The sequence below is a fragment of the Azonexus caeni genome (assembly GCF_048146105.1).
In the GTDB taxonomy this organism is placed as follows: Bacteria; Pseudomonadota; Gammaproteobacteria; order Burkholderiales; family Rhodocyclaceae; genus Azonexus; species Azonexus aromaticus_B.
The window spans coordinates 1-25,715 of record NZ_JBKJAD010000020.1 but is presented as its reverse complement, the minus strand read 5'-3'; the positions used below and the strand labels follow the sequence as shown (position 1 = coordinate 25,715).

22 protein-coding genes are annotated in these 25,715 nt (G+C 68.0%); 14 read left to right on the top strand and 8 right to left on the bottom strand.

The features are described 5' to 3' along the window. Positions 1 to 79: 79 nt before the first annotated feature. The 4 genes from ACLIIZ_RS16400 (at position 80) to ACLIIZ_RS16385 (ending at position 4,996) form a co-directional block, all read left to right on the top strand. Positions 80 to 508, top strand: coding sequence for a hypothetical protein (locus ACLIIZ_RS16400; RefSeq protein ID WP_416693851.1), 429 nt, complete (start codon positions 80 to 82; stop codon positions 506 to 508). A 33-nt stretch (positions 509 to 541) separates the two neighbouring features. Beyond that, the gene (locus ACLIIZ_RS16395; protein ID WP_416693850.1) at positions 542 to 3,082 is read left to right on the top strand and encodes a sensor histidine kinase; all 2,541 of its coding nucleotides are present in this window, start codon (positions 542 to 544) and stop codon (positions 3,080 to 3,082) included. Next, positions 3,075 to 3,437 carry a response regulator gene (locus ACLIIZ_RS16390; protein WP_416693849.1) on the top strand — a complete coding sequence of 121 codons (363 nt, stop codon included), beginning with the start codon at positions 3,075 to 3,077 and terminating at the stop codon, positions 3,435 to 3,437. Before ACLIIZ_RS16395 ends, ACLIIZ_RS16390 begins: the two co-directional genes overlap by 8 nt. A 185-nt stretch (positions 3,438 to 3,622) precedes the next feature. Further along, positions 3,623 to 4,996: a DEAD/DEAH box helicase gene (locus ACLIIZ_RS16385; protein ID WP_416693918.1), complete on the top strand. Its 1,374-nt coding sequence runs from the start codon at positions 3,623 to 3,625 to the stop codon at positions 4,994 to 4,996. A gap of 9 nt (positions 4,997 to 5,005) precedes the next feature. Here ACLIIZ_RS16385 and ACLIIZ_RS16380 read toward each other — a convergent pair whose 3' ends face one another. From ACLIIZ_RS16380 to ACLIIZ_RS16360, 5 genes are read right to left on the bottom strand one after another with little or no spacing between them, the layout of a single operon-like run. Beyond that, positions 5,006 to 5,767 (bottom strand): PP2C family protein-serine/threonine phosphatase, encoded by a 762-nt coding sequence (locus ACLIIZ_RS16380; RefSeq protein ID WP_416693848.1) that lies wholly within the window; start codon positions 5,765 to 5,767, stop codon positions 5,006 to 5,008. A 49-nt stretch (positions 5,768 to 5,816) separates the two neighbouring features. Continuing rightward, positions 5,817 to 6,710 (bottom strand): HDOD domain-containing protein, encoded by an 894-nt coding sequence (locus ACLIIZ_RS16375; protein ID WP_416693847.1) that lies wholly within the window; start codon positions 6,708 to 6,710, stop codon positions 5,817 to 5,819. Continuing rightward, positions 6,707 to 7,936, bottom strand: coding sequence for a glycolate oxidase subunit GlcF (gene glcF / locus ACLIIZ_RS16370; protein ID WP_416693846.1), 1,230 nt, complete (start codon positions 7,934 to 7,936; stop codon positions 6,707 to 6,709). The genes ACLIIZ_RS16375 and glcF overlap by 4 nt, the downstream gene beginning before the upstream one ends. Then, on the bottom strand, positions 7,936 to 8,991 hold the full coding sequence (gene glcE, locus ACLIIZ_RS16365; RefSeq protein WP_416693845.1) for a glycolate oxidase subunit GlcE: 1,056 nt from the start codon (positions 8,989 to 8,991) through the stop codon (positions 7,936 to 7,938). Before glcE ends, glcF begins: the two co-directional genes overlap by 1 nt. Beyond that, entirely contained in the window at positions 8,991 to 10,469 is a 1,479-nt protein-coding gene (locus ACLIIZ_RS16360; RefSeq protein WP_416693844.1) for an FAD-linked oxidase C-terminal domain-containing protein, read from the bottom strand. Before ACLIIZ_RS16360 ends, glcE begins: the two co-directional genes overlap by 1 nt. Before the next feature lie 141 nt (positions 10,470 to 10,610). Here ACLIIZ_RS16360 and ACLIIZ_RS16355 point away from each other — a divergent pair, with 141 nt between their 5' ends. Continuing rightward, on the top strand, positions 10,611 to 11,888 hold the full coding sequence (locus ACLIIZ_RS16355; protein ID WP_416693843.1) for a GGDEF domain-containing protein: 1,278 nt from the start codon (positions 10,611 to 10,613) through the stop codon (positions 11,886 to 11,888). Positions 11,889 to 11,895: 7 nt separating this feature from the next. Here ACLIIZ_RS16355 and ACLIIZ_RS16350 read toward each other — a convergent pair whose 3' ends face one another. Then, positions 11,896 to 13,182, bottom strand: coding sequence for a glycerate kinase type-2 family protein (locus ACLIIZ_RS16350; RefSeq protein ID WP_416693842.1), 1,287 nt, complete (start codon positions 13,180 to 13,182; stop codon positions 11,896 to 11,898). Continuing rightward, positions 13,179 to 13,952: a hydroxypyruvate isomerase gene (gene hyi / locus ACLIIZ_RS16345; RefSeq protein ID WP_416693841.1), complete on the bottom strand. Its 774-nt coding sequence runs from the start codon at positions 13,950 to 13,952 to the stop codon at positions 13,179 to 13,181. Before hyi ends, ACLIIZ_RS16350 begins: the two co-directional genes overlap by 4 nt. Before the next feature lie 63 nt (positions 13,953 to 14,015). Here hyi and ACLIIZ_RS16340 point away from each other — a divergent pair, with 63 nt between their 5' ends. Next, positions 14,016 to 14,591 carry a cob(I)yrinic acid a,c-diamide adenosyltransferase gene (locus ACLIIZ_RS16340; RefSeq protein ID WP_416693840.1) on the top strand — a complete coding sequence of 192 codons (576 nt, stop codon included), beginning with the start codon at positions 14,016 to 14,018 and terminating at the stop codon, positions 14,589 to 14,591. Positions 14,592 to 14,653: 62 nt separating this feature from the next. Then, positions 14,654 to 14,878, top strand: a complete 225-nt coding sequence (locus tag ACLIIZ_RS16335; RefSeq protein WP_416693839.1) for a hypothetical protein — start codon at positions 14,654 to 14,656, stop codon at positions 14,876 to 14,878. 3 nt (positions 14,879 to 14,881) lie between these two features. On the opposite strand, the gene ACLIIZ_RS16330 is transcribed toward ACLIIZ_RS16335, so the two are convergent. After that, on the bottom strand, positions 14,882 to 17,677 hold the full coding sequence (locus ACLIIZ_RS16330; RefSeq protein ID WP_416693838.1) for a cache domain-containing protein: 2,796 nt from the start codon (positions 17,675 to 17,677) through the stop codon (positions 14,882 to 14,884). A 319-nt stretch (positions 17,678 to 17,996) separates the two neighbouring features. On the opposite strand from ACLIIZ_RS16330, the gene ACLIIZ_RS16325 reads away from it, so the two are divergent. From ACLIIZ_RS16325 to ACLIIZ_RS16295, 7 genes are read left to right on the top strand one after another with little or no spacing between them, the layout of a single operon-like run. Continuing rightward, complete coding sequence (locus ACLIIZ_RS16325; protein WP_416693837.1) at positions 17,997 to 20,228, top strand: TonB-dependent receptor; 2,232 nt, start codon at positions 17,997 to 17,999, stop codon at positions 20,226 to 20,228. Between the two features lie 9 nt (positions 20,229 to 20,237). Continuing rightward, entirely contained in the window at positions 20,238 to 21,254 is a 1,017-nt protein-coding gene (locus ACLIIZ_RS16320; protein WP_416693836.1) for an ABC transporter substrate-binding protein, read from the top strand. Between the two features lie 4 nt (positions 21,255 to 21,258). Continuing rightward, positions 21,259 to 22,008, top strand: a complete 750-nt coding sequence (locus ACLIIZ_RS16315) for an energy transducer TonB (protein ID WP_416693835.1) — start codon at positions 21,259 to 21,261, stop codon at positions 22,006 to 22,008. Then, positions 22,008 to 23,033 carry a FecCD family ABC transporter permease gene (locus tag ACLIIZ_RS16310; RefSeq protein ID WP_416693834.1) on the top strand — a complete coding sequence of 342 codons (1,026 nt, stop codon included), beginning with the start codon at positions 22,008 to 22,010 and terminating at the stop codon, positions 23,031 to 23,033. The genes ACLIIZ_RS16315 and ACLIIZ_RS16310 overlap by 1 nt, the downstream gene beginning before the upstream one ends. Continuing rightward, complete coding sequence (locus tag ACLIIZ_RS16305; protein ID WP_416693833.1) at positions 23,030 to 23,815, top strand: ABC transporter ATP-binding protein; 786 nt, start codon at positions 23,030 to 23,032, stop codon at positions 23,813 to 23,815. Before ACLIIZ_RS16310 ends, ACLIIZ_RS16305 begins: the two co-directional genes overlap by 4 nt. Positions 23,816 to 23,844: 29 nt before the next feature. After that, a complete protein-coding gene (locus tag ACLIIZ_RS16300) occupies positions 23,845 to 24,414 on the top strand; it encodes a globin domain-containing protein (protein WP_416693832.1) in 570 nt (189 codons plus the stop codon). Continuing rightward, positions 24,411 to 25,238, top strand: coding sequence for a substrate-binding domain-containing protein (locus ACLIIZ_RS16295; protein ID WP_416693831.1), 828 nt, complete (start codon positions 24,411 to 24,413; stop codon positions 25,236 to 25,238). The genes ACLIIZ_RS16300 and ACLIIZ_RS16295 overlap by 4 nt, the downstream gene beginning before the upstream one ends. Positions 25,239 to 25,715 lie beyond the last annotated feature (477 nt).

The following is a 25,715-nucleotide window of genomic DNA, read 5'->3' as shown; positions in this document are numbered from 1 at the left end:
ATAAAACGAAGCGAATTATAGCCCCCGGAAGGGCCGCCGATTTTTCACAGTTCGTGACAGTTGTGCGAGAATCCGGCGCATGAATCTGCGCACCTTGTTCCTCGCCCTCTCCGTCATCGCGCTGCCCGGCTGCGACCAGGTCGCCAGCAAGCTCGGCCTCGAGGACCCGGCCGCCAAGGCGGCCAAGAACGAGGCGGAAGGCAAGGCCGTGGGCAGCGCCTGCCGCCAATCCGGAAGAGCCATCGAGGATTGCTACTCGATCTATAGCTGGTTGCCGAAGGCCAGTATTTACGAGGGCTGGCGTGAGATGGACGAATACATGCGGGAGAACAAGCTGGAGACCATCACCCCGCAATTGCCGCCGCCGGAACCGCCGGGCAGCAAGAAGAAACGCCCCGCCCCCGCCGCAGCGGAAGCGGAAGCGGCGACTGTCAAAGAAGGTGATACCGCCGCTCCGGCCACCGCCACGGACAACAAGGAAACGACAGCCGAACACGGCAAATCGTGATCGACTGCAGCCCGCCGGAGGAGGAGGGATGCGATGAATCGCCAGCCAAAATTCCTGCGCGGCATCCGCGGCAAGCTGATCGCGATCTTCGTGCTGATCAAGGTCATTCCCCTGCTGCTGCTCGCCTGGTTCGCCTGGCATACCGCACGCCAGCTTGGCGCCGAGGTTTCGGTCAAGGCGGCCGGCATGGCCGACGCCTCGCTGCAGACCATCCAGGAAATCGGCAAGACCGTCACCGAGGACTCGATCCGCGCCCTTGACGAGCGCTCGCGTGAAGCGATCGAGACGCTGACCACCGACGCTGCCCGCAACATCGCCCGCTTCCTCTACGCCCGCGACGCCGACATCCTGCAGGCGGCCGACAGCGAACTGTCGGAGGTGGCGTTCCGCCGCTTCCTCGCCCGGCGCCAGCGCACCCTGTACCGCCATGGCCCGTGGCAACTGGCCGCCGACGGCAAATCCTGGGAGCCGGTCGAGATGGTGACACGCGCGGCCAAGGTGACGCGCCCGGTCCTGCCCGACAACGCCCGCGACTTCCATGCCCGGGCGCCGGAATACCTGGGCGAGCCGGAACTGCGCCCGCTGTTCGTCGAGATGAGCTTCGTCGATCTCGCCGGTAACGAAAAGATCAAGGCCACCGCGGGCGATCTTACCGAGCATTCGCTGAAGAACGTCGCCGACCGGCGCAACACCTTCGTCAAGGCAGAAACCTACTTCCCCGAACTGCGGAAGCTGAAACCCGGTGAGATCTACGTTTCGGACGTCATCGGCGCCTATGTCCGCACCGACCTGATCGGCCCCTACCTGCCGGAACGACTGGAGAAGATCGGCACCCCGTTCGCCCCCGAGAAGGCCGCCTACGCCGGCACCGAGAACCCGATCGGCCGGCGTTTCCGCGGCATCGTCCGCTGGGCGACGCCGGTCGTCCGCAACGACCGCGTCATCGGTTACGTGACGCTGGCGCTCGACCACGACCACATCCGCCAGTTCACCGACCGGCTGATGCCGACCGCCGAACGCTACACGCCGATCATCGACGCGATCAAGGGCAACTACGCCTTCATCTGGGATCACAAGAGCCGCGCCATCTCGCACCCGCGCGACTACATGATCGCCGGCTACGATCCGCAGACCGGTGACCCCGTCCCGCCCTGGCTGGACAGCGAGCTGTACGGCCAGTGGCAGGCCAGCGGCAAGCCGGCGCACGAGTTCCTGGCCGGCGTCGAACCCTTCCACGACCAGAGCCTCAAGCGTAAGCCGGCCAAGGAACAGATCAAGGCCGGACAGCTCGGGCTCGATTGCCGCTACCTCAACTTCTCGCCGCAATGCGACGGCTGGAACGCGCTGACCGAACACGGCGGTTCCGGCTCCTTCGTGATCTTCTTCTCCGACCTCTGGAAACTCACCACCGCCGCCGCCATCCCCTACTACACCGGCCAGTACGGCAAAACGCCGCAGGGTTTCGGTTTCGTGACGATCGGCGCCAACGTCGATGACTTCCACGCCGCGGCGACCGAGACCGCCGCCAAGATCAACACCCTGGTCGCCGAAAAGGACCGCCAGTTCAAGGCACAGCGCGGCGACCTGCTCGACGGCATCGCCGACAGCCTGCGCACGACGGCGATCGGTCTCTGGGGATCGACGCTGGCGATGGTCGTCGTCGTCATCTTCATCGCCATCTGGATCGCCAACCTGCTCACCGGCCGCATCACCTCGATGATCGCCGGCATCCGCGCCTTCCGCGACGGCGACCTCGGCCGCCGCCTGGACGACCGCGCCACCGACGAAATGGGCGAGATGGCGCGCTCCTTCAACGCGATGGCCGATTCCGTCGAGGAATCCTTCCGCCGCCTCGACGAGGCCCGCCAGAAGGCCGAGGAAGCCAGCCAGGCGAAGACCGCCTTCCTCGCCACCGTCTCGCACGAACTGCGCACCCCGCTCAACGGCATCCTCGGCTTCGCCGACCTGCTGCGCGGCGAACTGGCCGACAGCGGGCAAGCCGAATACGCCAACATCATTCACCAGAGCGGCCAGCACCTGCTGGTGCTGGTCAGCGAAATCCTCGACCTGGCCAAGATCGAAGCCGGCGAAATGCAGTTCCAGTACAGCGAACTGCCGCTGCACGGCTTCCTCGAAGCCGTCATCGTGCTGCACCGGGCCAACGCCGAAGCCAAGGGACTGAGCCTGTCGCTGGATCTGGCCGACGATTTGCCGAATTTCCTGCGCGCCGACCCCAACCGGCTGCGCCAGGTCCTCAACAACCTGCTCGGCAACGCGGTGAAATTCACCGAAAGCGGCAGCGTGACGCTGGCGGCGCGACGCGCCCAGGGCATGGTGGCGATTTCGGTCAGCGACACCGGCCCGGGCATCGCCCCCGAGCACCAGGCCGTGGTGTTCGAGAAATTCAAGCAACTGGAAAACTTCCTCACCCGCGAACACGGCGGCACCGGCCTCGGGCTGGCGCTGGTCAAGCAACTGACGGAACAAATGGGCGGCCGGGTCGAACTGGTATCGCAACCCGGCGCCGGTTCCACCTTCACCATCTACCTGCCGGACAAGGACAGCCATGCCTGAGCGCAACGCGTTGATCGTCGATGACCACCCGACCAACCGCATCATCGCCAGCGCCCTGCTACGCAAGCTCGGCTGGCAGACGCAGGAGGCGGAAAGCGGTGCGGTTGCACTCGAACTGGCGGAAAAAAGGGAGTTTCAGCTGGTCCTGCTCGACATCAGCATGCCCGGGCTGAGCGGCGAGGAAACCTGCCAGGCCTTGCGCCAGCGTTACGGCACACGGCCGGTCCGCATCGTCGCCTACACCGCCCACGCCTTCCCCGAAGAGCGCGAAGCCTTCCTGGCCGCCGGTTTCGACGAGATCCTAGTGAAGCCGATCAGCCGCGAGCGTCTCGAGGCACTGGTCAGCGACCTCTGACCCGGCCGCCGCCGATTACAGCGCAATCGCATCGGCAGGCGCCTTCGCGCGTATAATGCCGCCCCATGTCAGAAATCAATCCCCCGGCCGATCCCGCATCCGCCCAAGCCCCCGCAGAACCCGCTGCCGACCTCACCTTTGCCGACCTCGGCCTGGCGCCCGAACTGCTGCGCGCCGTCACCGACATGGGCTACAGCAAGCCGACGCCGATCCAGGCCCAGGCCATCCCGCTGGTCATCAGCGGCAAGGACATCATGGGCGGCGCCCAGACCGGCACCGGCAAGACCGCCGCGTTCACCCTGCCGATCCTGCAGCGCATCCTGCCCTTCGCCAGCAGCAGCCCGTCGCCGGCCAAGCACCCGGTGCGCGCGCTGATCCTGGCGCCGACGCGCGAACTGGCGATGCAGGTGTTCGAATCGGTCAAGGATTACAGCAAGCACACGCCGATCCGCGCCCTGTGCGCCTTCGGCGGCGTCGACATCAAGCCGCAGATCGCCGAACTGAAGAAGGGCGTCGAAATCCTCGTCGCCACGCCGGGGCGTCTGCTCGACCACGTCGAATCGAAGAGCGTCAGCTTCAACTCGGTGCAGGCGCTGGTCCTCGACGAAGCCGACCGCATGCTCGACATGGGCTTCATCCCCGACGTCACCCGCATCCTCAACATGCTGCCGCAACAGCGGCAAAGCCTGCTCTTTTCGGCCACCTTCTCGGAAGAGATCAAGAAGCTCGCCGACACCATGCTCAAGCAGCCGGTACTGGTCGAAGTCGCCCGCCGCAACCAGGTTTCCGAAACCATCACCCACCGCGTCCATCCGGTTTCCGAATGGGGCAAGCGCGGCCTGCTGACCAAGCTGCTGAAGTCCGGCGAGATCCGCCAGTGCATCGTCTTCATGCGCACCAAGCAGGGCTGCTCGCGCCTGACCCGCGAACTGCAGCGCGCCGGCATCAAGGCCGACGCCATCCACGGCGACAAGAGCCAGCTCGACCGTATCAAGGCGCTGGAAGCCTTCAAGGGCGGCGAGACGCACGCGCTGATCGCCACCGACGTCGCCGCCCGCGGCCTCGACGTCGACGACCTGCCCTACGTGATCAACTACGAATTGCCGCACACGCCGGAAGACTACGTACACCGCATCGGCCGCACCGGCCGCGCCGGCAAGATGGGCAATGCCATTTCGCTGGTCAGCGCGCACGAAGTCGGCTACCTGGTCGATATCGAAAAGCTGATCAAGCGGCCGATCGAACAGGTTGAAGTGGCCGGTTTCGAACCCGAGCCGGAATACGAATACCCGCCGGGCAACAAGAAGAAGCGCGGCGCCCCGCCGCCGCGGGCGCCGATCGCCAGCCGTCCGGAGCGCGCGGAACGCAGCGAACGCCCGCAACGCACCCGGCGCAACCCGATGATCGCCGCCGACGGCTTCGACTTCAGCAAGCCCTACGAATCGACCAAGCCGCAGGGCGAGATTCCCGATTCGCCGCAAGCACCGGCCAAGGCCGACCCGCACAAGCCGAAACGGGTGGTTGCCGCGCTGCTCGGCGGCCTCGGCCGCAAGTCCTGAGACGTCTCTTCAGCGGGCCGGCGCTGCCGGCTTGAGCAGGCGGATCACCGCCAGCGACAGGTTGTCGCCGCCGCCCGCCGCCCGCCGCCGCGCCTGCTCGATGATCGTCTCGCAAGCTCCGCGCGCCGTGTTGTCGGCCAGCGCTGCGCCCAGTTCGGCTTCGTCGAAATAACCCCAGACCCCGTCCGAGCACAGCATGAAGCTGTCGCCGGGCTGCAGGTCGGCGGTTTCGCCGAAGGTGAACAGCGGTTCGTCCTGGCCACCCAGCGAGGTCACCAGGATGTTGCGGTTGGGATGGGTCAGCGCCTGCGCCGCAGTGATCTTGCCCTGAGCCACTAGATGTTCGACGTAGGAATGATCGACCGTGCGCGTCAGCAACTGGCGACCGCGGTAAGCGTAGAAGCGGCTGTCGCCGCAATACCCCCAGCTGAGCTTGCCCGGCTGCAGCAGCAGCATCACCGCCGTGCTGTGCGGGTCCTTCTCGTTCATGAAGCGCGATGCCTTGATCATCGTGTGCGCTTCGCGCATGCTGTTTTCCAGCAGCCAGTGGGCGCTTTCCTCGCTCGGCGCGAAATGTTCGAGATTGTTGCGCGCGGTGTGGATCACCTGCTCGGCAGCCAGCGCGCCGCCGGTATGGCCGCCCATGCCGTCGGCGACGACGGCCAAGGCCACGCCCCGGCTGCGCGGATGCGGCAGGATCGCCACCCGATCCTGTTGTTCGCGCCGGTCGCCCTGATGTTGTGCCGCGCAGGCATCAATGGCTATCGCCATCATTCCTCCCTTTTGCCGGGCAGATTAGCACGAAACACCGCGCCCGGAATCAAACGTGGGTGGCGTGGTTGAAGCGTTCGAGCACGACATCGATGAATTCCGGCAAGGATTCTTCGTCGAGTCCGAGTTCAGGCAGCAGTACGTTGCGCACCTCGTCCCACTCGGGATTCGGAATCCGCTGATCGCGGGCGTGGATGTCGATGGCCAGGGCAAGGATCGCCACCATGCTGCGTGCCTCGTGGTCGCCGAGATCGGCCAGTGCGTGCTGGTGGCGGATCGCGTCGCAGATGAATCCGGGCAGGCACCAGTGACGGGCGACCAGATAGCCGACGACGGCGTGGTCGGTATTGAACTTGCGATCCTCTTCCCGCCAATCCACCCAGTGCCCCGGCGTCGCCAGACGCAACTCCATGCCGTAGGAAGAAAAGCGCTGCAGCAGCAGAGGCACGCCGCAGGCGTGGAAGATGCCGGCCAGGTAGGCCTGATCGGCGAAGATGTTGCAGACGGCGACGCGCTCTTCGGCAACCAGCATCGCCAGCTGGCCGACCGCCTGCGAACGCGACCAGAAGGCCTCGTAAATGCGCTTGTCGGCCGTCGGCGTGCCAGCGTCGATCAGGGCGATCGCCTGCACCAGGTTGAAGGTCTGCTTGACACCGACCGCATGCAGGATCTGCTCGATGGTCTCGAACGGCTGGTGCTGGCGATACGCCGCATTGCCGACCACCTTGAACAGCATCGCGCTCAGCCCCGGGTCCTGCTGGATGGTCCTGGCCAGACGGCGGACATCGTATTCCTGGCGGTTCATCATCCGCCGCATCTCGTCGAGCACGCGCGGCTGCGGCGGAATCTTGATGCCGCCCTCGAGGACGCGCCGCACCCGGGCAGCATCTTCCGCCCCCAGCGAACGCGTGATTTCCGGCACCGAATTCCCTTTGCTGCTCATTCCAAAGCCTCGTCAATCAATTCTATCCAGTGGCGGACCGGCGTCGTTGCGCCGGCCTGCAAATGTGTCAGGCAACCGATGTTGGCGGTGGCGATCAGCGCCGCTCCGCCGGCGGTCAGCGCCGCCAGCTTGTTGGCGCGCAACTGTTGTGACAGCGCCGGCTGCAGCAGCGAATACGTTCCCGCCGAACCGCAGCACAGGTGGCCATCGGCCACCGGCGTCAGCAGATACCCGGCCGCTGCCAGGAGGTTTTCCACAACACCGCGAATCTTCAATCCGTGTTGCAGGGTACATGGCGACTGAAAGGCGAGCTTGCCACGTTCGGCCGGTGCCAGCAAGGCGCGCAAGCGACCGCCTTCGGCGGCGACCACTTCCGAAGGATCGCGGCACAGCGCGCTGACCCGTGCCGCCTTTTCGGCGTAATCCGCATCGTCGGCCAGCAGGTGACCGTAGTCGCGCACCTGCACACCGCAACCGGAAGCGGTGACGACAATGGCCTCGACCCCGGCTTCGACATGCGGCCAGCAGGCGTCGATATTGCGCCGCATATCGGCCCGCGCCGCCGCCTGGTCGTTGAGGTGGTGGCGCACGGCGCCGCAGCAGCCGGCCTTCTTCTCTTCGAACAGTTCGATGCCGAGGCGGTCGAGCACGCGCGCCGTCGCCGCGTTGATGTTCGGCGCCAGCGAAGGCTGGACACAGCCGGCGAGCGCCAGCATGCGCCGGGAATGTCTGCCTTTCTCCGGCCACGGCCGGGCGTCGGCCGCTGCCGGCGGCAGCTTGTCGGCGAGTACCGACGGCAGCAGCGGCTTGAGCGCGCGACCGAGCGCCACTGCCGGCCCGAACAGCGCCGGCTCGGGCAACACGGTTTTCAGCAGCGCGCGCGGCAGCGCCTCGTTCAACGGGCGCTGCAGCTTGTCCTCGACGAGCTGGCGGCCGATATCGAGCAGGTGGCCGTATTCGACGCCGGACGGGCAAGTCGATTCGCAGGAGCGGCAGGTCAGGCAGCGATCAAGGTGAAGCCGGGTCTTGGCGGTGACCGGCTGACCTTCGAGCACCTGCTTGATCAGGTAGATGCGGCCGCGCGGCCCGTCGAGTTCGTCGCCGAGCAACTGGTAGGTCGGGCAGGTGGCGGTGCAGAAACCGCAATGCACGCACTTGCGCAGGATTTCGCCGGCCACCCGGCCGGCGTGCGTGTCGCGGTATTCGTCGGCGATCCGGCAGTCCATCAGAACTCCGCGTAGAGCCGGCCGGGGTTGAGGATGCCGGCCGGGTCGAAGACCTTCTTCAGCCGCCGGTGCAGCGCGAGCAGCGCCGGGGGCAGCGGCGTGAACGGATCGACGCGGCAGCGCAGCGATTCCGGCGCCCGGTACAGCGCCGCATGGCCTCCGGCCACGTCGGCGGCAGCGCGCAGGCTTGCCGCGTCGATCTCACCGGCGTACCAGCGCAGGGCGCCGCCCCATTCGATTGCCTGCAGTCCGTCGACCGCCAGGGCCGGCGCGGTGGATGGCAGGGCGACCCGCCACAGCACCGGCGCCGCGAAAGCAGCGTGGCGCTGTTCGCGCACTTCGTCCCACCAGCGCCCGGCGTCCGCCACCACCTTGCCGCCCAGCTTGCGCGCCGCCGCGTCGACCGCTGCTGCGGCCCCGGAGAGGCGCAGCCACAGCCGCCCCTCGTGCCAGAACGCGGCCGACACCGGCAGCGGCTGCGCGCCCCAGTCGTTCAGCCGGCGCACCGCCTCGTCGGCGGCGCAGACGAATTCCAGCGTCGTCTCGGCAACCGGCTTCGGCAACACCTTCAGCGTCGCCTCGGCGATCACGCCGAGCGTGCCCAGGCTGCCGGCGATCAGCCGCGAAACGTCGTAGCCGGCGACGTTCTTCATCACCTGGCCGCCAAAATTCAACACCTGGCCGCGACCATCGACCAGCCTGACGCCGAGCACGAAGTCGCGCACCGCCCCCGCCTGCATCCGGCGCGGGCCGGAGAGGCCAGCGGCGATACAGCCGCCGAGCGTCGCCCCGGCGAAACGCGGCGGCTCGCAGGCCAGCATCTGGCCATGTTCGGCCAGCGCCGCATCGATCTCGGCAAGCGGCGTGCCGCATTTCGCGGTGACGTAAAGCTCGGTCGGCTCGTAATCGACGATGCCGCGATGGCCGCTCAGGTCGAGCACCTCGCCGGCCAGCAGGCCGCCGTAGAAATCCTTGCTGCCGGCGCCGCGCAGGCGCAGCGGCGTGTGCCCGGCGTGGGCGGCGCGAACGGCGGCGACGATTTCGTCCAGCGTCATCAGAAGCGCTCCAGATCGGGGAATTTCAGTTCGCCGCGATGCACGTGCATGCGCCCGTATTCGGCGCAGCGGTGCAGACTGGGGACCGCCTTTTCCGGGTTGAGCAGGCGCTTGTCGTCGAACGCCGCCTTGACCGCGTGGAAGGTTTCCAGCTCGGGCGTCGCGTACTGCACGCACATCTGGTTGATCTTTTCGATGCCGACGCCGTGCTCGCCGGTGATCGAGCCGCCGAGCGCGACCGACAGTTCGAGAATCTCGGCGCCGAAGGCCTCGGCCTTCTCCCAGTCGCCCGGCTTGGCCATGTCGTACATGATCAGCGGATGCAGGTTGCCGTCGCCAGCGTGGAAGACGTTGGCGCAGCGCAGGCCGTATTTGGCTTCCATCGCGGCGATCGCCGACAGCATTTCGGCCAGGCGTTTGCGCGGAATCGTCCCGTCCATGCAGTAGTAGTCGGGCGTGATGCGGCCGACGGCCGGAAACGCCGCCTTGCGCCCGGCCCAGAACCTGAGCCGTTCGGCTTCCGACTGCGAGACGCGCAGGTCGCGCGCGCCGCTGGCGGTCAACACCTCGCGCACGCGGGCAATCTCCTCGGCGACTTCCTCCGGCGTGCCATCGGCTTCGCACAACAGGATCGCCTCGGCGTCGAGGTCGTAGCCAGCCTTGACGAAGGGCTCGACGGCGGCGGTCGCCGGCTTGTCCATCATCTCCAGCCCGGCCGGGATGATGCCGGCGGCGATGATCGCGGCGACCGCGTCGCCGGCCTTGGCGACGTCGTCGAACGAGGCCATCACCACCTGCGCCAGTTCCGGCTTGGGCACCAGCTTGACCGTCACTTCGGTGACCACGCCGAGCAGACCTTCGGAGCCGATGCACAGCGCCAGCAGGTCGTAGCCCGGCGCATCCGGCGCGCCGCTGCCGATCTCGAAAATCTCCCCTTCGATGCTGACCATACGCACGCGCAGCACGTTATGCACGGTCAGGCCGTATTTCAGGCAATGCACGCCGCCCGAGTTCTCGGCGACGTTGCCACCCAGCGTGCAGGCAATCTGCGACGACGGGTCGGGTGCGTAATACAGGCCGTAGGGCGCCGCCGCTTCCGACACGGCGAGGTTGCGCACGCCGGGCTGGACGACGGCGGTACGACTGGCGCGGTCAACCCGCAAAATCCGGTTAAAACGGGCGAGCGACAGCACGACGCCCTCGGCGTGCGGCATCGCGCCGCCCGACAGGCCGGTGCCGGCGCCGCGTGCGACGACCGGCATGCCGAGCTGGTGGCAGGTGCGCAGCACGTCGATCACCAGCCCTTCGCTTTCCGGCAAGCAGACCGCCAGCGGCAGTTCGCGGTAGGCGGTCAGCCCGTCGCACTCGTAGGGGCGCAGGTCTTCGGCATCGACCAGCAGACAATGCGGCGGCAGGATGTTGCGCAAGCGCCGGAGCAGAGTATCGCGGTCGCAGGACGGGGAAGTGTCGGGGTTCATGCCGACGATTCTAAATCGACGACGCGCAAAGGCCTATCGGGGAAACCCTATCAGAGACTGCAAATATTTACTTTTGGCATAGTTCAAGCCCGATATAATCGAACGACATTCCCCCCGATCCAATCTGACAGGAAATCGCGCATGACCGCATGGAGGACACCGGCCAATCGAGCCTTGCTCGAACGCATGCTCACCGCATTGGAACAGCGCCAACCCGATGCCCCGGCAAATCAACTCGTTGCCGCCGAGAGCATGACTTTCAACTGGCCCAACCTGAAGGCCTGCCTGGCCGATTCGCTGGGCTGCGACGACGAGACGCGCTGCCAGACGATGATGCGTCAGCTGGCCGCCACCGACACGCCGTTCATGCTGTTCTCTTACCAGTTCGGCACGCTGCGCAACCAGATGCTCAAGCTGGCGCTGGACGACGGAGCAATTGCCGACGCGCAGCGGATCATGACCCTGTTCGAGGAGATGGAAGAGAGCTTCGCCGCCATTTACCTCGAGATCTTCCTCAACCGGCTCGGCACCCGCAATCATCTGCGTCTGTCGCATATCCGCGCGCTCAACGACAAGAACCTGCTCAGCTACTTCGAAAGCCATCTCGAATGGATGGCGACGCTGATCGAAGCGACCCGCCAGCGCGACCCGCAGGGCATGCCGGAACTCGACCCGAACCACTGCAAGTTCGGCAAATGGCTGAGCGACGAAGGTGTCCGCCTGATCCGCGATCACAGTTACATCGCGCAGATCCGCGAACTGCATGAGGCGATGCACCACATCATCGCCGAAATCGACGAGCTGATCGTCCAGCCACGAGCGAGCGGCCCGGTCTACGCGATCCTCAAGAAAGCGGAAACCTATTCGCTCGAACTGGGCAACGAGATTTCGCTGCTCAACAGCATCGTCATCATGAGCGTCTATAGCAAGGACACGCTGACCGGCTTCCTCAGCCGGCGCTTCCTCGACCGCGTGCTGGCCAACCAGATGGAGATCGCCAAGGCGACCGAGTCGGCGTTCTCGGTGATCATGTTCGACATCGACCACTTCAAGGACCTGAACGACCGCTACGGCCACCAGACCGGCGACCTGGCGCTCGAACACCTGGCCGGCATCGTCCGCGACACGCTGCGCCAGTCCGACCTGATCTTCCGCTACGGCGGCGAGGAATTCCTCCTCGTCTGCCCGTCAACCAAGCTGCCGCAGGCGCGCCTGCTGGCCGAGAAGCTGCGCCTGCGCATCGAAGCCTGCCCGGTCCCGCACGATCCGCCGCTGCCGCTCAGCGCCAGTTTCGGCGTCAGCGAGGTGGCACCGGGCACCTACGAAGTCGTCGACACCCGCCTGGTTCATGAAGTGATCGCCGCCTGCGACGGCAAGCTCTACGCCGCCAAGCGCGGCGGCCGCAACCGGGTCGTCTGACGCCGCTTCAGGCGATCAGGATGGCGCGGAAGTCGTTGACGTTGGTCCGCGTCGGCCCGGTCAGCAGCAGGTCGCCGAGCGCCGCAAAATAGCCCCAGGCATCGTGCGCGGCGAGCGCCGCCTGGCCGTCCAGACCAAGCGCCCGCGCCCGGGCCAGGGTATCGGGCGCGACAAAGGCGCCGGCGTTGTCATCGCTACCGTCGATGCCGTCGCTGTCGGCGGCCAGCGCATGGATGCCCGGCGCGCCGCCAAGGGCCAGCGCCAGCCCGAGCAGGAATTCGCTATTGCGCCCGCCGCGGCCGCTGGCGCCGCCCAGCGTCACCGTCGTTTCGCCGCCGGACAGCAGGACGCACGGCGGGCTCGCCGGAAAAGCGTGGCGGGCGCAGGCCAGCGCGATGCCGGCGTGCACCTTGCCGGCCTCGCGCGCCTCACCCTCCAGCGCGTCGCCGAGCAGCAGCGGCGTGACGCCGCAACGGCGCGCTTCGGCCGCCGCCGCTTCAAGCATCTGGCGCGGCGAGGCGAGCAGGCGGTAAGTCGCGCCGGCCAGCCGCGGATCGTCCGGCTTCGGCGTCTCGGCGGCGCCGCTGGCCAGCCAGGCGCGCAGCGGCGCGGCGAGCGGAATCGCGTAGGCGTCGAGGATGCGCAGGGCGTCGGCCGCCGTCGTCGGGTCGCCGACCGTCGGCCCGGAAGCGATCACCGCCGGGTCGTCGCCGGGCACGTCGGAAATCGCCAGCGTCAGCAGCGGTGCCGGCCAGGCGGCGAGCGCCAGGCGCCCGCCCTTGATTGCCGAGAGGTGCTTGCGCACGCAGTTGATCTCGCCGATCGCCGCCCCCGAGCGCAACAAGGCGTCAGTGAGCGCCCGCTTCTGCGCCAGTGTGATACCCGGCGCCGGTGCCGCCAGCAGCGCCGAACCGCCGCCGGAAATCAGCGCCAGCACGCGGTCGTTGGCGCTCAGCCCGGAAACCAGAGCGAGGATACGCGCCGCCGCTGCTGCGCCGGCCGCATCCGGCACCGGGTGCGCGGCCTCGACGATTTCGATGCGCGAACAGGGCACGCCATGCCCGTAACGGGTGACGACCAGCCCGGACAGCGGGCCGGGCCAGTGCTCCTCGACCGCCCTGGCCATCGCCGCCGACGCCTTGCCGGCACCGACGACGATCAGCCGGCCGCCCGGCCCCGGCGGATCAAGCGCGGCCAGCGCCGGCGGCACGCAACACGCCGGATCGGCCGCCGCCAGTCCGGCGTCGAACAGGCGGCGCAGGAAAGCACGCGGCTCGTCGCGCCAGGCGTTCATCGCGGCAACCAGCCGAGGCCGGCCTCGGTCGTCGTCAGCGGCTTGTACTCGCAGCCGATCCAGCCGCCGTAACCGAGCCGGTCGAGCAAGGCAAAGAGGAAGGGATGATTGATTTCGCCGCTGCCCGGCTCGTGACGCCCCGGGTTGTCGGCGATCTGGAGGTGGCCGATACGCTCGATGTTGGCCTCGATGCAGCGCGCCAGGTCGCCCTGGATGATCTGCGCGTGGTAGAGATCGAGCTGCAGGCGGACATTGGGCCGGTCGATCAAATCCAGCAGCGCGACCGCGTGGCGGATGTCGTCGAGCCAGTAACCGGGCATGTCGATGCGGCTGTTGATCGGTTCGATCAGCACCGTCGCGCCGATGCCGGCGAAGCGGTCGGCGGCATGGCGCAGGTTGGCGACGTAGGTGGCGGTGAGCGCGGCATCGTCGGCGCCGGCCGGGCGCAAGCCGGCCATGCAGTGCACCTGCCGGCAATCGAGCGCCTGCGCGTAAGCCAGCGCCGTGTCGACGCCGGCGGCGAATTCCTTTTCGCGCCCCGGCAGGCAGGCGATACCCCGCTCGCCGGCGTCCCAGTCACCGGGCGGCAGGTTGAACAGCACCTGCTGCAAGCCGGCGGCACGCAGCCAGCCGGCAATTTCGGCAGCCGGCCAGGCATAGGGAAAGAGGTACTCGACGCCGGCGAAACCGGCCGCCGCGGCGCGCGCGAAACGCGCCGGGAAAGGGACGTCGACGAACAGGAAACTGAGGTTGGCGGCGAACTTTGGCATGGCGGCGACAGTCTTTACGAGACCCGAAAGTATAATTCGCCGTTCACCAAGGAGAAGGCAAACGTGGATAACGAAAATGAACGCAAAGGCAATCGCCTGTCGAAGATCGTCACCCGCACCGGCGACGCCGGCACCACCGGGCTCGGCGACGGCAGCCGGACGACCAAGGACAGCCTGCGCATCGCCGCCATCGGCGAGGTCGACGAACTCAATTCCAGCCTCGGCGTGCTGCTCTGCGAGGAGTTACCGGAAACCGTGCGCGGCGCGCTGCTCGACATCCAGCACGACCTCTTCGACCTCGGCGGCGAACTCTGCCTGCCCGGCATGGCGGTGATGAAGGACGCCCAGGTCGAGCGACTGGAGGCGTTGGCCGAAACCTTCAACAGCGAACTGCCGATGCTCAAGGAATTCATCCTGCCCGGCGGCACCCGGCCGGCGGCGCTCGCCCACCTCAGCCGCACCGTCTGCCGCCGCGCCGAGCGGGCGATGGTCGCCCTGCACCACGCCGAAACGCTGTCCGATGCCGCCCGCCGCTACATCAACCGACTGTCCGACCTGCTGTTCGTCTTCGGGCGCGCCCTCAACCGGGCCGGCGGGCGCGGCGACGTGCTCTGGCAGAAGGGCAAGAACGCCGCCTGAAGCTTGCTCGGGACGACGCGACTGACCGATAATTTCAAACGCAGTTTTCACCGGCAGCCATCGTGTATCGCGTCGTCACCAAATACCGTAACGGTACCGCCCGCCCCGTCGTCGAACAGGGGCCGTGGCACCCCACCCGCAAGACCGCCGACGACTGGGCCCATACCCTGCGTGCGCACGGCTACGTCGCCCATGTCGAAACCCAGGGCGGCCTGATCGATGCCGGCATGGCCGGCAACGCCTCCGACAACGGCGACCTGCTGGCCGCGCTGTCGAGCATGGCCTGAGGCTCAGCCGGCTGGCTCGCCGCGCCCCAGCCAACGCAACAGCGTGGTGAAGAAAACTTCGGGCTTGAGCGGCTTGGCGATGAAATCGACCATGCCGGCCTCGCTGCAGCGGACGCGATCCTCGGCGTAAACGTTGGCGGTCATGGCGACGATCGGCAACTGCCCGCCAACCTGCGCCAGGATGCGGCGGGCGGCTTCCGGACCATCCATGTGCGGCATCTGCATGTCCATCAGGATCAGGTCGTAGCGCGTCGCCGCCGCTTTTTCCAGCGCCTCCAGCCCGTCTTCCGCGACATCGACGACCAGGTTCACCGCTTCCAGCAGTTCGCGGGCGATCTCGCGGTTGACCTCCTCGTCCTCGACCAGCAGGACGCGGCGACCGGCGCATTCGCGCGCCAGCCGCGCCTCGGCGCTGCGCTCCGGCACACTGGGCGGCGCCACGGACGACTGCGCTTTCGGCAGCTCGACGGTGAACCAGAAAGTGCTGCCCTCACCCGGCGTGCTTTCCACCCCGGCGTCGCCGCCCATCAGTCGGGCGATGCGGCGGGTGATCGCCAGCCCCAGCCCGGTACCGCCGTAGCGCCGGGTCACCGAATTGTCGGCCTGGGTGAAGATGGCGAACAGCTCGGGAATAACCTCCGGCGCGATGCCGACGCCGCTGTCCACGACCTCGAAACGCAACCGAACCCGGTCGCCGGACTCGCTCTCGATCCGAACCCGCATCGTCACCTGGCCGTGTTCGGTGAATTTGACAGCATTGGCGGCATAGTTGAGCAAGGCCTGCTGCAGGCGCACCGCATCGCCGCGCAAGACCGGTAGCTGGCCGGCCTCGATGCGCAGTTCCAGCCCCTTCTCGCGGGCGCGGTCGATGACCATTGCCATCACGTTGTCGAGGACGAGCGCGACATCGACCTCGGCATCCTCGAGAACGAAACGCCCGGCCTCGATCTTCGACAGGTCGAGCACGGCGTTGAGAATGTCCAGCAGATGCCTCCCCGCCGCGTCGATCTTGTCCAGACGGTCCGCCTGTTTCTCGCCGACGCCATCGCGACGGATCAGATAGGCCATGCCGGTGATCGCGTTGAGCGGCGTGCGGATCTCGTGCGACATGTTGGCGAGGAAGGCGCTCTTTGCGACGTTGGCGGCTTCCGCCGCATCCTTCGCCGCGGTCAGGGCCTCGGTACGGATCGCCACCTCATGTTCGAGGTGGTCGCGATAACGCGCCAGTTCGGCGTCGGCGTTGCGCCGCGCGGTTACATCCTGCAACTGGAACAACATCAGTCGCCGCGCGTTGTGCGGCAGTTCGAACAAGGTGACGTCGGCATCCCAGATCGTGCCGTCGGGGCGCCGGTGACGCCAGGCGAAGACGACGCTGCCCTGGGCCCGGCAAGCGGCGATGTGACGGGCGGCGGCGCTTGCCGAATCGCTGCCGTCGTATTGCGTGACGTCGGAAACGGCGACCGGGGTCAGGCCGAGCACCGCTTCGCGGCTGTTGTAGCCGTAAATGCGCACCGCCGCGTCGTTGCAATCGACGAAGCGCCCGCTGTCCGGTTCCATGACGACCATCGGCACCACCGAACCGGCAAACAGGATCCGGCTGTACGCTTCGCTTTCCAGCAACTCCCGGGCGTAGGCCGCGTTCTGCCGGTGATAGCGGCGGAAGATCTTGTTCGACCACAGGGAAAAGCAGAACGACGCCGCCAGCCCGAGCAGCAGCGCCAGGCCAAGGGCGAGCAGCAGGTTGCCGAGCTTCTCGCCATCGATCGGCACATGACGCTCCACCTCGGCGGCCAGCGCCCGCTGCATCTCGTCCTCGTCGATCGCCACCACCACCGTCCATCCCCAGGGCTGGACCAGCCTGACCTGCGCCGTGCGCGACACCGCTTCCCCGCCGACAGCGCGTTGCCAGAGATAGGAAACGGTTTCCCGACCATTCTGCCGGGCCTCGAGAATCGCCGTCCAGGCCTGCGCCTGCAGCGGTGAAAGCTCGCTGCGCCGCTTGCCCTCGCTGGCGGCGTCCTCGGCCAACAGGATGCGCCCCTCGGCGTCGACCACTGCGACGTGACCGCTCTCGCCGAAATGCAGTTCGCGCAGGCGCGCCAGCGCCTCGCCCTTCTGGTATTCCTCCCACTTGTGGGTGTAGTCACCGGTGCCGATCAGCCAGTCATAAGGCGCAAAATGGCGGACGTAGGCAAGCTTGTCGGCCATTTCCCGGGGATTTTCCGGGGAATACCAGCGATAGCGGGAAAAGCCCAGGCCGGCCGGCTGGCGCGCTGCCGCGATCAGGCCGCGCATGATGTAATGCCCCTGATCGTCCTGATTGTCGAGCTTGGTCGTCCCTTCCAGATCGGGCGAGGTCGGCAGCAGGATGAACTTGCCCTGCATGTCGTCGATGAAGAAGTAGCCCCGCCCATCGAAGAAACGTACCGGGCGCAAGGCCTCGATGATCAGGCGCTGCACTTCGGCTGGCGGGCGACGTCCCGACTCCCGGGCGTGGATCGCCGCGGCCACCTGCAGCGCGCCGTCGACCTGCGCCTGCAGGTTCTGCCGCAGCACGATCTCGGTCCGCGAACGGGCAAACTCGACATGTTCGAGCGCCCGCGCCATCTCGCTGCCCAGGCGCTGGCGCTGCGTCTCGGCCGCCACGCGCTGCAGGCGATCCAGGGACTGGCGATGCTGGGCCAGGCTGCTCCAGGAAAAGAAGGCGCCAAGCGCGACGGTCAACACGACGATGACCCCCAGCGTCCCCAGCAGATGGGTGCGGGTGACGGATTTCTCATCGGCGAATTCGGATTTCATTACAACGAGCGCCCGACCAACTATTACTAAAGGAGTAACAATGGTACTGGGAAGGCCCGCGTTGTGCAGGGCAATTTTCCGGGCGCCGTGGCGAACAGACCGTCGGCGCATCGCCGACAGATCAACGCCGTTTCCCGACACGGATTGTCAGACTCCCGACATCGTTGTATTTATTACAACATAACGAAACAACCACCCCTGCGTTATCCACCGTATAACAACCATTTGATGCGGGCACGGCAATTGCTGATCCGGACTTATCGTTATGTATATAACTACATAACAACTCAGCACAGAAAATCCATCAAGGGGAAATGCCATGCAATCTTCAGGGAACAGCGGTTTCCAGCGTCGCCGTCTGGCGATCTTGTTGACCGGGGCGCTTGCCTCCGCCTTCGCCCACGCCGATACCGTGCTCGACACCGTGGAAGTCACCGCCCGCGGCAACCCGGACGGCGAGTTCGTCCTGCCCGAAGCGGCGACGCCGGCCACGCTGTACCGGGTCGACCGCGAGGCGATGCGCCTGTTCGACACGCCGGGCGGCAGCAATCCCTACACCAGCGTCGCCGAAGTGCCCGGCGTCAAGGTCACGCCGGTCGACGCCTGGGGGCTGAACAATTCGCAAGGCGGCCAGAAGGGCATGCGGGTGCGCGGCGAAGTCAGCACCCACGGCGTTTCCGGCACCGTCGAGGGGCTCACGCTCGGCGGCCCCGGCCCCGGACCCGGCTACCTCTTCCTGTTCGACAAGGAAAACCTGCGCCAGGTCGATTTCGCGCAGGGAGCGATCGCCGCCGACCGCGGCGGCCTCTTCAACACCTCCGGCGCCCTCGACAGCAAACTGCGCTGGCCGCAGGCCAAGGCCGGCGGCGAGATCGGCCTGAGCCTGGGCAGCGACGGTTTCCAGCGCGCCTTCCTGCGCGCCGACAGCGGCCGCCTGGCGAGCGGCACCGCCTTCTTCTTCTCCGCCTCGCACACCCAGGCCGACAAATGGCGCGGCCACGGCGAAGCGCCGGGCGACCGCGAGAACATCGAACTCGGTATCAGCCAGCACTTCGGCAAGCTCGACATCGACGTCCTCTACGCCCGCAACGACCAGGCGCAGCACAACTATCGCGGCCTCACCTACGCCGAGGCGCGCGACCTGTCGACTTACCGGCGCGCCGATTACGGCGTCGATCCCAGCCGTTCCGACTACTACGATTTCAACCGCCAGAAATTCCGCAACGAAGCGCTGCTGGCGAACATCCGCTACGCCTTCAGCGGCGACACCAGCCTCAGCTTCAAGCCCTTCTATGCCAGGGAAAAGGGCAAGTACCTGTACGAGGGCAGCACAGCTCAGCAAGTCCAGGAATGGCTGCTCGATCACAGCACCTACGGCGCCACCGCCGAGTTCGCCAGCCGCCTGGCCGGCACCGAGGTCAAGTTCGGCCATAGCTGGACCTCGACCGAACCGCCCGGCCCGCCGACCACCCGCAAGCTCTACAAGATCGTCGGCGGCAAGCTGGTCTTCCAGCGCTGGGCGCTGCTCTCCGAAGTGACCGACCGCCACGAGTTCCACAGCACCTATTTCACCGCCCTGCGCCAGTTCGACCGCCTGAAGCTCAGCGGCAGCCTGCGCTACGCCCGCGAAACCCTGCCCGCCATCACCGCCTACGACGCCAGCACGACCACCGGCGCCAGTTGGGACGTTTCGGCCGACGCCGCCGCCGACCGCGCCACCCCGGTCGCCGCTCGCAGCGTGGACAGCCGCAGCTTCGGCCGCTGGCTGCCGCAGCTCGGCGCCAGCTACCAATTGACGCCGCTCGTCGAACTGCGCGTCAATGCCGGCCAGACCATCGGCGGCCCGTCCTTCGACGCCTTCAACCAGACGCCACCGGCCGGCTTCACCAGCCAGTGGTACTGGGACCAGTTGAAGCCGGAAATCGCCACCGCCATCGACATCGGCGCACGCATCCGCCACGACCGCTTCTACCTCGACCCGACCGTCTATTACAGCCGCTCGAAGAACAAGGGCGTCAGCGCCTACGACCCGGCGACCAACACCGTCTGGTCGCAGAACGTCGGCAAGACCGAAGCCTTCGGCTTCCAGTTGGCCGCCGGCTGGTCGCCGACGACGACGCTGCAACTGGTCTCGGCGCTCTCCTATAGCCGCTCGCGCTTCGTCGAAGACATGCAGACGGTCGGCGGTGCCGTGTTGCCGGTCGAAGGCAAGCAGTTGCCCGACGTCCCGAAATGGATGGCCAACCTGGGCGCCATCTGGCGTTACCAGGGCTTCACCGTGGCGCCGATGGCGCAGTACGTCGGCAAGCGCTGGGCGAGCAGCAACTACGACCAGCGCGTGCCCGGCTACTGGCTCGCCGACCTCACCGCCAGCTACGGCCGGCAGACCGGCTGGGGCCGGTGGACGGCGACAGTCGGCGTGATGAACCTGTTCGACCGCAAGTACATCGGCCAGATCAGCACCAGCGAAATCAACGTCAATGCCGGCAACCGCATCTTCTTCCCCGGCGCGCCGCGCACCCTGTTCGCCTCGCTCAACCTGGGCTTCTGAGGAACAGCGATGAAACGCCAGCTCGCCGCCGCCCTCCTCGCGCTGCTCGCCGCCCTGCCGGCGGCGGCGCGCGAAGTCACCGACATGAACGGTCGCCGGGTCGAGGTCCCGGAGCGCATCGACCGCGTCTTCGCCGCCGCGCCGCCGCTCAGCGTGCTGCTGCACGCGCTGGCGCCGGACAAGATGGTCGCCCTCAGCTTCGCCGTCGCCGAGCCGGGCAAGGCCTTCTTCCCGCCCCGCCTGCTGGCGCTGCCGGTCGGCGGCGGCAGCTTCGGCAGCGGCGCCCAGATGAACGCCGAAACCGTGCTCGGCCTGCGCCCCGACATCGCGCTCGCCTGGCAGAACGCCTTCGCCGACCGCCAGAAGATCAGCGACGCCTTCGCCAGAACCGGCGTCCCGGTGCTCTTCGTCAAACTCGACCGGCTCGCCGACTGGCCGGCGGCGCTGCGCTACACCGGCCGCCTGCTCGGCCGCGAGCAGACCGCCGAGGCGCAGGCCCGCTACATCGAGCAGGCGCTCGCCCGGCTCGCCAACTTCGTCGACGCCGTGCCGGAAGCGAAACGCCCGCGCGTCTATTACGCCGAAGGCCCGGACGGCCTGGCCACCGACTGCAACCGCTCCTTCCACACCGAGGCGATCGAGCTGGCCGGCGGCTACAACGTCTATCGCTGCATGCAGAAAAGCATCATGGGCATGGAGCGGATCAGCCTGGAACAGGTGATCGCGCTCGACCCCGAGGTGATCGTCACCCACGAGCGCAACTTCTTCGCCGAAGTCCGCCGCGATCCGCGCTGGCAGCAGATCAGCGCGATCCGCAACGGCCGCGTGCACCTGGTGCCGAAATGGCCGCACAACTGGATGGACCGGCCGCCGTCGCTGATGCGCGCGCTCGGCGCGCAATGGCTGGCGAGCGTCTTCTACCCGGGCGATTTCCGCTTCGCCCGGCACGCCGACACGCGCGCCTTCCTCCAGTTGTTCTTCGCCGTCGCCCCGGACGACGCGCAGATCGACCGGCTGTTCGAGTAAGCCGATGAACCCAGCGCTCTGCCGCCTGCGCCCAGCCTACCGCGAACAGACGACGCGGCGCTGGCCGGCGTTCGCCGTCTCGGCGGCGATCCACACGCTGGCCTGCGCTGGCCTGGCGATCACCGCCGAGCGGCCGCTGGCGGCAAAGACGCCAGGGCCGCTGCAGCTTACCTGGGTCACCAACAGTCCCCCCGCAACGCCCCGCCCGCAGCCCCCCAGCCCCAGAGAAAAACGCGCCCCGAGCGCCAACAAAATGCCGGCGAAACGACCGGCAATCACCACCAGCGCCGCAGCCAGGAGCGTTACCCCAAGCCTCCCGGCCAACGCTCCAGCCACCGCCAGCCCGGAAGCGGCCACGTCGCCCACCGCGTCGCCCGCCTTGTCACAAGCCGCCTCCCCGAGCACCGCCCCGGCCGCATCGCAACCCGCATCGCAACCCGCATCGCAGCCCAGCCCGCAACCCACCTCGCCCCCCGTCTTCAACGCCGCCTACCTGCGCAACCCGGCGCCCGCCTACCCGGCGACCAGCCGCCGCTACGGCGAGGCGGGGCGCGTGTTGCTGCGCGTCCGCGTGCTGCCTTCCGGCCAGCCCGACGAAGTCGTGCTGCAGCAGAGTTGCGGCCACGACCGGCTCGACGCGGCGGCGCTCGACGCCGTGCGCCGCTGGCGCTTCGTGCCGGCCCGCCAGGGCGAGCAGGCGATCGCCGCCTGGGTCGTCGTGCCGATCCAGTTCAGCCTGCAGGAGGCCGGCTGATGCGCGCCGCCGCGCTGCCCTGGCCGCGTCTCGGCCCCGGCCTGCTGGCGGCGGTCGCCGCGGCGATGCTGTTCGCCCTGTGCATCGGCCGCTACCCGCTGCCGCTCGCCGACATCCTGCGTTTCCTCGGCGCCGCGCTCGGCCTCGTCGAACTGCCGGCGCGCGAGTACGACACGCTGTTCAACCTGATCGTCCGCATCCGCCTGCCGCGCGTGCTCGCCGCCGTCCTCGTCGGCAGCGCGCTGGCCAGCGCCGGCGCCGCCTTCCAGGGCGTCTTCCGCAACCCACTGGTGTCGCCCGGCCTGCTCGGCGTGCTCGCCGGTTCGGCCTTCGGCGCCGCCCTCGGCATCCTGCTCGACCTGCCCTGGGCGCTGGTCCAGGCGCTGGCCTTCGCCATGGGCGTCGCCGCGGTCGGCGTCGGTGTCGGCATCGCGACGCTGTTCGGCAACGGCAGCATCATCATGATGGTGCTCGGCGGCGTGATTTCCGGCGCGCTGTTCACGTCGCTGCTGTCGATGGTCAAGTACGCCGCCGACCCCTACAACCAGTTGCCGGCGATCGTGCATTGGCTGATGGGCAGCCTGGCGCTCGCCGATCTCGGCCAGATCGGCGTGCTGGCCGTGCCGATCGGCGTCGGCGTGCTCCTCCTCGGCACCCTCGGGCGCGGCCTCGACGCGCTCAGCATGGGCGACGACGAGGCGCGCGCGCTCGGCGTGCCGGTGCGCGCCCTGCGCTTTGGCATCGTCGCGCTGGCGACGCTGATCTCGGCGCTGACCGTGTCGCTGGCCGGCATCATCGGCTGGGTCGGGCTGATCGTGCCGCACATCGCCCGCCTCCTGGTCGGCCCCGGCAATGCCGTGCTGCTGCCGACCAGCGCCGCGCTCGGCGCCTGCTTCCTGCTCGCCGCCGACGGCCTGGCGCGCACCGTGGCGAGCACCGAAGTGCCGATCGGCATCGTCACCGAACTGATCGGCGTCGTCGCCTTCGTCCTGGTTCTCGGCCGCGTGCGCCGGGGGTGGCTGTGAACGGCGCGCCCGTGCTCTGCGGCCAGGCGATCGAGCACGCCTACCGGGGCCGCGTCGTGCTGGATGGCGCCAGCCTCGCCCTGCGCCCCGGCGAAGTGGTCTCGCTGCTCGGCGCCAACGGCGCCGGCAAGAGCACGCTGCTGCGCATCCTGCTCGGCCTGCTGACGCCGAGCGCCGGCCGCGTCAGCCTCGACGGCCAGCCGCTCGCCGCCTACGCGCGCCGCGAACTGGCGGGCAAGCTCGCCTACGTACCGCAGGTGCATGCCACGCCCTTTCCCTACACCGTGCGGCAGATCGTCAGCCTCGGCCGGCTGCCGGCGAGCGGCCTGTTCGCCGCGCTTTCCGGGGACGACCGCGACGCCGTCGAGCAGGCGATCGCCCGGCTCGGCATCGAACATCTCGCCGCCCGGCCCTATACCGAGATTTCCGGCGGCGAGCGGCAACTGGCGCTGATCGCCCGGGCGCTGGCACAGGGCAGCCGCCTGCTGGTGATGGACGAACCGGCGACCGGCCTCGATTACGGCAACCAGATCGCCCTGCTCGACCTCTTGCACTCGCTCGCCGTCGACGGCTACGGCATCCTCAAGACCACCCACCACCCCGACCATGTGCTGGCCGGTTCCGACCGCGTCGCCATGCTCCAGCACGGCCGCATCGTCGCCGACGGCGCGCCGGCCGACGTCCTCACCGCCGCGCGCCTGAGCGAACTGTACGGCGTCGCCATCGCGCCGGTGCGCCTGCCCGACGGGCGACTGGTCGTCGCCCCCTGCCTTTCCACTTGATTCCATCCTTCCATTCCCAGGAGAACACCATGTGCCAATCGTCCGCCAGCCCGACCCCGGAAGCCGTCCCCCATGCCTGCGGCACGCACCGCCCCGAAGTCGGCCGCCTGGTCCCGGCGGCGCACGACCTCGACCTGCCCGAAGTGCAGTTTCCCAGCGCCCGCGTCCTCGCCACCGTCGGCGAGACAGGTCTGCGCGAACTCGTCTTCCACCACCACGGCCGCCTGCGCCACAGCGAGATCGGCCACATGTTCGACGTTCCCGACGCGCAGTTCGAGAAGCTGTGCGGCCTGATCGCCGACTTCGTCGTCGAGACCTGCGGCGGACCGCGCAACTACACCGCGACGCGCGGCGGCGGCTGCATCCGCACCCGCCACTTCCCGTTCTCCGTCGACGAACGCAGCCGCGAGGTGTGGATCGAGCACCTGTTCATCGCCATGCACGAAACCGGCTTCCCGGCCGAACTGCGCGAAGAATGGTGGACCTGGCTGGAAGCGATGTCGGTGCGCATGATCAACCGGCGGACGATGAAGGCGCAGCCGGTGCGCATCAGTTGGAGCGAAGCGCAGGCCCGCTACGGCGCGGCGCTCGCCGCATGAGGCCGGCCCGGGTGCGACGGGCGGCGCTCGCCGCCCTGCTCGGCCTGCTCGCGCTGGCGCCGGCAGTCGCCGCCGAACCGCCGGTGCGCGTCGCCGTGGTCGGCGGGCTGGTCCTCAGCGGCATCTGGCCGGCGCTCGCCGAACAGGCCGCGCAAGCCACCGGCCTGACCATCGAAACCGTCGCCGCCGCGCCCAAGGAAGGCGTCGTCCCCGCCTTCCGCAACGGCGACGCCGACCTGCTGCTCATGCACGGCAGCGACGAGACCTATGCCCTGCAGGCCGCCGGCCACGCCGCGCCGCTGCGCGCCTGGGCGAAGAACGAGCACGTCTTCGCCGGCCCGCCCGACGACCCGGCCGACATCGCCCACGCCCGCGACGGCACCGACGCGCTGCGCCGCATCCTCGCCGCCGACGCGCCGATGATCGGCTTTCGCGATCCCGGCAGCTTCACCATCGTCGCCGGCCTGCTGCGCGCCGCCGGGCTACGCCTGGGCGCCAACCAGATGCGCTTCGACGACCACGAATCGCCGCAAGGCATCCTCAAGGCCGCCGCCACGCAGCACGCCTACGTCGTCGTCGGCCACATCCCGGTCGCCTTCGGCAAGATGCCCGACGCCGGCCTGCGTGTGCTGTTCAGGGGTGACCCGCGAATGCGCCGCGTCTACGTCGCCGCCGAACCCGGCCCCCGCCACCCGGCCGACCCGGAACGCCGCGCCCGCGCCCACCGCCTCGCCGAATATCTGCTCAGCCCCGCCGGCCAGCAGGCGCTCGCCGGCCTCGCCGCGCAACGCGACGGGCCGTGGGTTTTCGGGTTGGAGGAATAAAGACGAACCTGGCCCCTTTTCCCGGCGAGGCATCGCCCCCACCGGAAAGCGACGACGTGACACTGAAGCAGCCACGGAGACGGCCGGGTAAGCCAAGCCGCCCGGCAAAACGACGCGCCCGCCGGCGCCACGGCCGCGCTCGGCCGGAAAACGGGGAAAAACGCCCGATCAGGCGGGAAAATCGCCTGATCTTTCAGGCACAAGCGCCGAATCCGGCGCCATCCGGCAGCGCTGCCGGGCCTCCGGCCCGCTTTCCGGGCTGACCACAAAAAGCTATTTCCAGAGAAATCGGACCGGGCTTGTTCAACAACCGGTTCAGATCGCGGCTCGCTTCGCGATCACGATCTAACCTAACCATCATGATTCAGAGTCTCGCCCCCGAACATGAAAGCCGCGCGATGGGCGATGATGTGCGGGTGGGAGAGGGTGGACGAGAGGTCGATTAACATTTGGCGGCCACACCCCGCGCTCTAACCG

Coding starts and splice junctions, on each gene's coding strand:
- ACLIIZ_RS16325 (WP_416693837.1), top strand. CDS start 17,997: ATGCAATCTTCAGGGAACAGCGGTTTCCAGCGTCGCCGTCTGGCGATC.
- ACLIIZ_RS16380 (WP_416693848.1), bottom strand. CDS start 5,767: ATGGCGATAGCCATTGATGCCTGCGCGGCACAACATCAGGGCGACCGG.
- ACLIIZ_RS16310 (WP_416693834.1), top strand. CDS start 22,008: ATGCGCGCCGCCGCGCTGCCCTGGCCGCGTCTCGGCCCCGGCCTGCTG.
- ACLIIZ_RS16390 (WP_416693849.1), top strand. CDS start 3,075: ATGCCTGAGCGCAACGCGTTGATCGTCGATGACCACCCGACCAACCGC.
- ACLIIZ_RS16385 (WP_416693918.1), top strand. CDS start 3,623: ATGGGCTACAGCAAGCCGACGCCGATCCAGGCCCAGGCCATCCCGCTG.
- glcE (WP_416693845.1), bottom strand. CDS start 8,991: ATGACGCTGGACGAAATCGTCGCCGCCGTTCGCGCCGCCCACGCCGGG.
- ACLIIZ_RS16355 (WP_416693843.1), top strand. CDS start 10,611: ATGACCGCATGGAGGACACCGGCCAATCGAGCCTTGCTCGAACGCATG.
- hyi (WP_416693841.1), bottom strand. CDS start 13,952: ATGCCAAAGTTCGCCGCCAACCTCAGTTTCCTGTTCGTCGACGTCCCT.
- ACLIIZ_RS16375 (WP_416693847.1), bottom strand. CDS start 6,710: ATGAGCAGCAAAGGGAATTCGGTGCCGGAAATCACGCGTTCGCTGGGG.
- ACLIIZ_RS16350 (WP_416693842.1), bottom strand. CDS start 13,182: ATGAACGCCTGGCGCGACGAGCCGCGTGCTTTCCTGCGCCGCCTGTTC.
- glcF (WP_416693846.1), bottom strand. CDS start 7,936: ATGGACTGCCGGATCGCCGACGAATACCGCGACACGCACGCCGGCCGG.
- ACLIIZ_RS16320 (WP_416693836.1), top strand. CDS start 20,238: ATGAAACGCCAGCTCGCCGCCGCCCTCCTCGCGCTGCTCGCCGCCCTG.
- ACLIIZ_RS16315 (WP_416693835.1), top strand. CDS start 21,259: ATGAACCCAGCGCTCTGCCGCCTGCGCCCAGCCTACCGCGAACAGACG.
- ACLIIZ_RS16295 (WP_416693831.1), top strand. CDS start 24,411: ATGAGGCCGGCCCGGGTGCGACGGGCGGCGCTCGCCGCCCTGCTCGGC.
- ACLIIZ_RS16300 (WP_416693832.1), top strand. CDS start 23,845: ATGTGCCAATCGTCCGCCAGCCCGACCCCGGAAGCCGTCCCCCATGCC.
- ACLIIZ_RS16360 (WP_416693844.1), bottom strand. CDS start 10,469: ATGAACCCCGACACTTCCCCGTCCTGCGACCGCGATACTCTGCTCCGG.
- ACLIIZ_RS16395 (WP_416693850.1), top strand. CDS start 542: ATGAATCGCCAGCCAAAATTCCTGCGCGGCATCCGCGGCAAGCTGATC.
- ACLIIZ_RS16400 (WP_416693851.1), top strand. CDS start 80: ATGAATCTGCGCACCTTGTTCCTCGCCCTCTCCGTCATCGCGCTGCCC.
- ACLIIZ_RS16330 (WP_416693838.1), bottom strand. CDS start 17,677: ATGAAATCCGAATTCGCCGATGAGAAATCCGTCACCCGCACCCATCTG.